Annotated in this window: 5 protein-coding genes; 3 read left to right on the top strand and 2 right to left on the bottom strand. The window is 71.2% G+C overall.

Annotated elements, in window-relative coordinates:
- Positions 1–18: 18 nt before the first annotated feature.
- The 3 genes from AB0I81_RS51735 (at position 19) to AB0I81_RS51745 (ending at position 3,809) form a co-directional block, all read left to right on the top strand.
- Positions 19–1,161, top strand: a complete 1,143-nt coding sequence (locus AB0I81_RS51735) for a hypothetical protein (RefSeq protein ID WP_360674979.1) — start codon at positions 19–21, stop codon at positions 1,159–1,161.
- Between the two features lie 460 nt (positions 1,162–1,621).
- Entirely contained in the window at positions 1,622–2,368 is a 747-nt protein-coding gene (locus AB0I81_RS51740) for a methyltransferase domain-containing protein (protein ID WP_360674982.1), read from the top strand.
- A 247-nt stretch (positions 2,369–2,615) separates the two neighbouring features.
- Complete coding sequence (locus tag AB0I81_RS51745) at positions 2,616–3,809, top strand: cytochrome P450 (RefSeq protein WP_360674985.1); 1,194 nt, start codon at positions 2,616–2,618, stop codon at positions 3,807–3,809.
- A 21-nt stretch (positions 3,810–3,830) separates the two neighbouring features.
- Here AB0I81_RS51745 and AB0I81_RS51750 read toward each other — a convergent pair whose 3' ends face one another.
- Together AB0I81_RS51750 and AB0I81_RS51755 are read right to left on the bottom strand one after the other, a co-directional pair.
- Entirely contained in the window at positions 3,831–5,267 is a 1,437-nt protein-coding gene (locus tag AB0I81_RS51750) for a glycoside hydrolase family 6 protein (RefSeq protein WP_360674988.1), read from the bottom strand.
- Between the two features lie 11 nt (positions 5,268–5,278).
- A complete protein-coding gene (locus tag AB0I81_RS51755) occupies positions 5,279–6,607 on the bottom strand; it encodes a hypothetical protein (RefSeq protein WP_360674991.1) in 1,329 nt (442 codons plus the stop codon).
- Between the last annotated feature and the right edge of the window lie 117 nt (positions 6,608–6,724).

Genomic DNA, 6,724 nt, shown 5'->3' on the forward strand with positions numbered 1-6,724 from the left:
CCGTACGATGATCTCCGCATGTCCTCCCGTACCTCCGCCGCGCTGGCGGGCTTGGCCCTGGCCGTCCTGGCCGTCCTGGCCGCCGGATGCGCCGACCCGGCGGCCGACCGGGTGTCACTCGTCAGCGCGTCCCGGCCCTCGGCGTCCCCGCCGCTCCCCTCCGCCATGCCGTCCTCCGGGCCGGCGAAGCACCCGTTCCCGATGGCGACGTCCTTGGCCGAGCCCATGGCGACCGCGGCGCCCCTGGCCGCGACCGGCCCGCCGCGGTTCTTCGTCTCCGCGCGTACCCCGCTCGCCCGCTTTCCCGGCAGGTCCAAGACCGCCGTCCAGACCCCGGTGCCGCCCACCGTGCACGACGCCGGGACCGGAGCGTTCATCGCCGACGTCCCGCTGCCGCCCGGCGTGGCCGGCTCCTGGCACCTCGTGGCCGCCGCCCGGGACAACCGCACGTTCGCCGTCGCCGGCTGGACCGGATCGGCGAACCCCTCCATCCGCTTCTTCCTGGTACGCCTCGACGACAACGGACGCCCCGGGCGGCCGGTGGCCGTCACACCGGCCGACCCCGACAAGCTGACGCTGGTGTACGACCTCGCCCTCAGCGCCGACGGCACCCGCCTGGCCTACTCCACGCCGCTCATCGGAGGCGGCGCCAAGATCTCCGTGCTCGACGTCGCCACCGGCCGCCGCCGGGACTGGAAGACGACGACGTACCCGATGCTGAGCGGCCTGTCCTGGGCCCCGGACGGCCGCTCGCTCGCCTACGTGCAGGGGGGCCGTGCCATCGCCGTGCTCGACCTCGCCCGCCTGGGCACCGTCCCGGACGGCGCCGCGTCCCGGATCATCAAGACCGCCACGGGCGCCCTGCCGATGGAGTCGCTCGCCCACACCCCCGACGGCGGCGCGCTGATCCACGCGATCGGGCACACCGTCGAACGCATCCCTCTGACGGGCGGCCCGGCGCAGGTCCTGGCCCGGCCGGAGTTGCCGTCCGGCGCCTCGCTGAGCCTGCGCTTCAGCGTCGACGGGACGGGCGAGAACCTCCTGTACGTGCACGGGTGGCGCGCCTACCGGGCCGACCTGGCCGGCGGCGCGATCACCTCGGCGCCGATCACGGTCGGCGAACGTCGGGGCGAGGGCGGTTCGCCACGCGCGGCCTGGTGACCACCGGCTGAGCCGGTCCCACGTCATCCCCGGCCTGTCGTTGAGGTGGCGGTCACGTCCGCGACGGGTGTTATCATCGTTGCCGCAGCGACAACCAGGTCGCTTACGGAGATCGCAGGAGGTGAGTTGATGACTGTCATGGAGACTGCCGCTGTGCGCGGCGCCCGGATCATCCTCACTTCCCGGGCCTCGTCCTGACCTTCGCCTGCCTCCTCTCCCCGCGGGAGTAGTTCCGGCACGCCTGCCGTCCGGCGGGGCCCCCTTTTTCAAGGGTCTCCACGTTGTCTCATCAACCCCCTTCATCCCCACCTCCGCGTGCCCTGACGCCGGCCGCCCGTGAGCCTTCCTTCATCGCGTTCCCGGCCGGCATCGGCCTCCCGCGCCGATGCGCGTCCGCGCGCCCGCGGCGCGCCATCAACCACTTCTCCCACCGCAAGGCATGACAGAAAGGAACCCCGTCATGGACCTTCCCCGCATCTTCACCATCCGCGAGAGCAGCCACCGGATCCACAACCCGCTGACCGCGGACAAGTACGCGGCCCTGGGCGAGGCGCTGCGTCTCGCCCCCGGGACGCGGGCGCTCGACCTGGCCTGCGGCTCGGGCGAGATGTTGTGCACCTGGGCGCGTGACCACGGGATCACGGGCACCGGGGTGGACATCAGCACGGTCTTCACCGAGCGGGCCCGCGCCCGCGCCACCGAACTCGGGGTCGCCGAACGGGTCGCGTTCGTCCACGGCGACGCCTCCGGCCATGTCGCGGACCGGCCGGTCGACCTGGCCGCCTGCGTCGGCGCCACGTGGATCGGGAACGGCGTCGCCGGTACGGCCGACCTGCTCGGCCGCAGCCTCCGCCCCGGCGGCCTGATGCTGATCGGTGAGCCGTACTGGCGGCGGACCCCGCAGGACGAGGAGATCGCCAAGGCCTGCCACGCCGGCGGCATCGCCGACTTCCTGCCGCTCCCGGACCTGATCGAGCAGTTCCAGGGTCTCGGGTACGACGTCGTGGAAATGATGCTGTCCGACCAGGACAGCTGGGACCGGTACGCCGCGGCCCAGTGGCTCAACCTGCGCCGCTGGCTGGACCGGAACCCGGACGACGAACTGGCCGCCGAGGTCCGGGAGGAGCTCCGCACCGAGCCCGCCCGCTACGCGCGCTACACGCGTGAGTATCTCGGCTGGGGCGTCTTCGCCCTCATGAAGCGCTGACGCTCCCCGGGGCCCGGACGCCATGCTGTCCGGGCCCCGCCCTCCCTCTGCCTACCAACTCCGCGAGCCCAACTGTCACCCTAAGTGTTTGAGATGTTACATACGGGTGATATATCAGGTGAGCGAACGCGAATGGGGCACACGATGATCCATTCGCCAAAAACGGAACACTGATCCGACTCATACGGAATCCAGTTCCGTCTAGCAAACGCCACTCATGACACAAGAAGCAATGTAGCTTGTTGTCATGTACCAGAATCTTCCCGCGTTCCCGATGCGCCGGACCTGCCCCTTCGACCCTCCCCCCGGCTACGCGGCGCTGCGTGCCGAACGGCCCGTCGCCCGGGTGCGCCTGCCGAACGGGCAAACGCCCTGGCTGGTCACCGGCTACGACCACGCGCGCCGGATCCTGACCGACGAGCGGGTCTCCTCCGACCGCCGGCACCCCGGTCATCCCTCCCTGGTCGGCGGCAGGCGCTCGGCGAATGCCGCCCCGCTGGTCGGGATGGACCCGCCCGAGCACGGCGTGCACCGGCGGATGCTCGCCGCCGAGTTCACCGTCAAACGCCTGCACGCCCTGCGTCCCCGCATCCGGCAGATCGCCGGGGAGTTCGTCGGCAGGCTGCACGACAGCACGGAGCGACCGGCCGATCTGGTGCGGGCGCTGTCCCTGCCGGTCCCGTCCCTGGTCATCTGCGAACTGCTCGGCGTGCCGTACGCCGACCATGACTTCTTCGAAAGCCGCGCCGGCGCGATGCTCGGTCACGGCACGCCGCCCGAGGAGGCGGCGGCCGCCTTCGGCGAGTTGCGCGCCTACGTCGGCACGCTGGTCACGCGCAACGAGCGGCGGCCGGAGGACGGCCTGCTGGGCAGGCTCGTGGACAGGTACCGCCGGGAGGGCATGTACGACCACGACCTGCTGGCCGAGCTGTCCATGGTGCTGCTGGTCGCCGGGCACGAGACCACCGCGAACATGATCTCCCTCGGCACGGTCGCCCTGCTGGAACATCCCGGCCAGCTGGCGGAGGTGATGGCGGACCCCGCCCTGATCGGCCCGGCGGTGGAGGAGCTGCTGCGCCACTTCAGCGTCGCCGACGCGGTCACCTGCCGGGTCGCGCTGGCCGACATCGAGATCGGCGGGGTGGTGATCGGCGCCGGCGAGGGCATCATCGTCGCCAACGGCGCGGCCAACCACGACCCCGCGCGGTTCGACCGCCCCGCCGGGCTGGACCTCCCGCGCGGGGCCCGCCACCACCTCGCGCTCGGTTACGGCGTGCACCAGTGCCTGGGCCAGAACCTCGCCCGGCTGGAGCTGGAGATCGTGTTCAGCACGTTGTTCACCCGCATCCCCGGCCTGCGCCTGGCGGTGCCGGCCGGGGAGCTGCCGTTCAAGCACGACTCCTTCCTGTACGGCGTCCACGAGGTCCCGGTGACCTGGTGACCCGCCGGCGGGCGTCGGCCTTTACGGTGTGCCGTTGATCAGGGCCATCGCCAGGTCGGGGCTGAAGGTGCCGGCCGGGGTGTTCGGCGGCGCGATGCCGCACTGGCCGTCGGAGTCGCCCGGCACCTTGACCCAGAGCAGGTACTCGGCGCCGCCGGACGGCTTGACCGGCGCGGCGCCGAGCTTGCGGCCCGGCGGGTTGCACCAGTTGTCGCCGGGGGTGGAGTCGCTGTAGGGGCCGTTGCCGTTGCGGCTGGTGTCGATCACGTACGTCTTGGTGCCGTACGCCGCCGCCAGCAGGTTCTTGACGTCCGCGGCGTAGGCTTCGGTGTGGGCGGTGAGGTTGTAGTTGGAGACGTTCAGCGCGAAGCCGCGGGTGTTCGCGATGCCCGCCTTGCCCAGCCGTTCGACCAGGTCGCTCTTGTTCTGCACCCAGGTGGAGTTGCCCGCGTCGAGGTAGACCCAGGTGTTCGGCGCGGTGGCCTTGAGCACCTGCGTGGCGTCCAGCAGCATCCGGTACTGGTCCTCGGGGTTCTTGCCGACCTTGGTCACGCAGGGGGCGGCGGCCACGGCGTCCGGTTCCAGGACGACGATCGCGTGCCTGGTGCCGATCGCCCCGGCGAACTCGGTGATCCACGTGTGGTAGGCGGCCGCGTTGCCGGCGCCGCCGGTCGACTCGGTGGCGCACGCGTCCCGGTTGGGGATGTTGTAGGCGACGAGCATCGGCAGCCTGCCGACCGTCTGGGCGGCGCCCACGTAGGTGTCGACGGCCGCGGTGAGGTCGCCGGACCAGTTGCCGAACCACTCGAAGATCGGCTTGGTGGCGATGTTGCTCTCGATCGCCCGGGCCCGGTCCGGGTCGGTGGCCTGGTTGGCGGCGACCCATCGGGCCGGGTTGGAGCCGCCGGAGACGTAGAGGGCGGTCGGGCGGGTCGGCTGCGTCTCCAGCAGCGAGACGTTGTCGAACCAGACGGTCGGGGCCAGGTTCTGCTGCCCGATCTGGAAGGTCACCTCGACGGTCAGGTCGGAGGTGTCCACCGGGGCGAGCGCCGTGAAGCCGAACGTGTGGCGCTTGCTCGTGGTGGTGAGCGCGACCTGCCGGTTGAGGGACTGCGCCTGGCCCGGGGTCTTGAGGTACTGGACGGTGGTCGTGGCGGTGAACGCCTGTGAGGCCTGCGCGTCGAAGGAGAGGGTGTAGTTTCTGCCCGGGGTGAGGGTGGCGGTGGTCTCGGTCGCCGTCATCGCCTTCCACGGCTGGTCCACCGCGGCCTTGGCGCGTACCTTCATCCGGCCCGCGTCCGCGCTCACCTCGGCCTGGTCGATCTGCTTCCAGCCGGACACCCCGGCGGCGAAGGTCCCGTTGGCGACCAGCTGGGTGGCCGCCGCGGCGGGTTGGGGAGCGATCAGGACGGCGGCGGCGAGCGCCGTCAGCACGGATCCGACTGTGAACAATCGCATGACAGCCCTCCTCAGAACTCGTAGGCCCCGGCCTCGATCGTGCCGTTCCCGCCGACGGCGGCTCCGGCCAGGTCGAGGTCGTTGTACTTGGTGACGCCGAGCCCGATGGCCGGGCTGCCCGCGCGCAGGCGCAGCGGGTTCGCGGGGTCGAACAGGGGGTCCTTGTGCACGTTGGCCGTGCCGGGCGGCATCTGGTACTGGCCGCCGGAGAAGACGTTGTGGTGGTTGTCGGTGAAGCCCGCCTCGGCGTAGCCGCTCTTCTTCGCGGCGGCGACGACGTTCTGGCTCAGCGACAGGTGCGCGTTCGTGCAGCCGGCGTCGCACACGACGCCTTCGGCGTCGGCGTTCGGCAGGTTGATGGAGTTGTTGCGGAAGACGGTGCCGGACACCGGGCCGTTGGGCTCCAGGCGGCCGTCGTCGTGCCGCGGCCCGCGGGTGATCAGGCCCGCCCTGCCCTTGGCGCCGTAGATGGCGTTGTACTCGAAGACGTTGCCCGAGGTGCCGTCGGGGTCGTTGGTGGAGCCGTCGTCGTTGGTGGAGGTGCCGAGCTCGGTGAAGGTGTCGTTGTCCACCGCGATGTTGTGGTGCACGCGGTTGCGCGAGCCGAGGAAGATCTCCACGGCCGCGCCGTCCAGCTCGTAGTCGTAGCTGAAGGCGATGGAGCCCGTGATGGTGTTCCAGGCGATGTTGGAGTCGTCGCCCTGCACCAGGATCGCGAAAGCGCCGGAGTCGTCGTTGGGGTTCTGCTCGGTCGGCGTGAGCGTGCTCATGTGGTTGTTGTCCACGAAGTCGTTGCTCGTCACCGCGGTGTAGCGGGCGGAGGTCTCGATGAAGACGCCCGCGGCCGCGCCGGTGATGTGGTTCTTCTCGACCACGTTGTCGCTGCCCGTGACCTTGACCCCGGCCCACGAGCAGCGGCCCGCGTCCTGGCTGACGCCGATCTGCAGGTTGTACAGCTCGATGTGGTTGCCCCGCAGGTGGACGCACGCCTCGGTGTCGCCCTTGACGACGGGCGCGGCGCCGGTGCCGTAGGCGTCCACGACGATCGGGGCGGCGGCGTTGCCCGAGTCGCTGATGAGCAGTTGTCCCGACCAGGTGCCGCCGCGGCGCAGCAGCAGCTTGGCGCCGGGGGGCAGGGTGGCGGACGAGGCCTTGGCCAGGCTCTTCCACGCGGTGCTCTGGGAGGTGCCCGCGGCGGCGTCGTTGCCGCCGACGCTGTCGAGGTAGTACACGGGTGCGGCGGCGGCCGAGGCCGTGCCCGCCCCGAATCCGGTGGCCCCGAGTCCGGTGGCCGCGAGGGCGAGTGCCGCCGCCGCACCCGCCGCGTATCTTCTTAACATTGCGCTCCTCAGCTCAAGATCGACCGGTCGTGCGGTGATCACAGTAACCGAGCGCCCCGATCTTGGCTGGTTTTGCTCAGCAGAACCCCCGGGCGGCTGCGGGAGGCTCCCGCAGCC

It is taken from the genome of Nonomuraea sp. NPDC050404 (assembly GCF_040655495.1).
Classification (GTDB): Bacteria; Actinomycetota; Actinomycetes; order Streptosporangiales; family Streptosporangiaceae; genus Nonomuraea.

What these genes read in the sequence shown, in the direction of transcription:
- AB0I81_RS51735 (WP_360674979.1), top strand. Translation starts at nt 19, where the DNA reads ATGTCCTCCCGTACCTCCGCCGCGCTGGCGGGCTTGGCCCTGGCCGTC.
- AB0I81_RS51740 (WP_360674982.1), top strand. Translation starts at nt 1,622, where the DNA reads ATGGACCTTCCCCGCATCTTCACCATCCGCGAGAGCAGCCACCGGATC.
- AB0I81_RS51745 (WP_360674985.1), top strand. Translation starts at nt 2,616, where the DNA reads ATGTACCAGAATCTTCCCGCGTTCCCGATGCGCCGGACCTGCCCCTTC.
- AB0I81_RS51750 (WP_360674988.1), bottom strand. Translation starts at nt 5,267, where the DNA reads ATGCGATTGTTCACAGTCGGATCCGTGCTGACGGCGCTCGCCGCCGCC.
- AB0I81_RS51755 (WP_360674991.1), bottom strand. Translation starts at nt 6,607, where the DNA reads ATGTTAAGAAGATACGCGGCGGGTGCGGCGGCGGCACTCGCCCTCGCG.